General features: G+C 36.6%; 1 protein-coding gene. It reads right to left on the bottom strand.

The window, feature by feature from the left end; genetic code table 11:
• On the bottom strand, positions 1–346 hold a 346-nt coding region (locus tag SSIN_RS01895; RefSeq protein ID WP_037615103.1), incomplete at its 3' end, for an IS110 family transposase.
• Between the last annotated feature and the right edge of the window lie 271 nt (positions 347–617).

The following is a 617-nucleotide window of genomic DNA, read 5'->3' as shown; positions in this document are numbered from 1 at the left end:
AGCGTAGCTTACGAGCGATTAAAAGGGCATCTTTCCTGTCTGTCTTAGTTTTTCTAAGAGATTGTGATTTAGCAAATTCTTTGATAATGAGCGGGTTGTAAGTAAATACATTGTACCCTAACTCTCTTAAAAAAGTCACAATATTGTAGTTGTAGTGTCCTGTGCTTTCAAGCGCTATCTGGATGTCTTGTGTTAGAGGAGATAGCTGTTCTAGCCTTAGCTTAAGCTGAACAAATCCTTGGTAAGAATTGGCAAATTTGAAGTTAGCTATCATTATTTCTCCATTTTCATTGATACAGGCTAAATCGTGTTTATTTTTGGCAATGTCAATACCGATATATAACATCACTTTCTGATTCCTTTCTAAGTTATATTAGCGACTGTTGTTTGTTCCACGCACTCTTTGCCTTGTATCCTTACACGAGATAAAACGTCAGGGCGTTATCATTCTCATTACCAATGAAACAAAGAGCTGTGGTTAGAGCCTCCTTGAAATCGTCTAAGCGATTGGTGACACTTACTAATCCACAGCGCTGAACTAAGTATAAAACAAATCTATAAAATAATTAAGAAAGGGTTTATACTGGCGGAAGCTACCCGCTAATATAAATATAAGG

The organism is Streptococcus sinensis (genome assembly GCF_000767835.1).
Classification (GTDB): domain Bacteria; phylum Bacillota; class Bacilli; order Lactobacillales; family Streptococcaceae; genus Streptococcus; species Streptococcus sinensis.
This window is presented reverse-complemented; position numbering and strand designations above follow the sequence as displayed.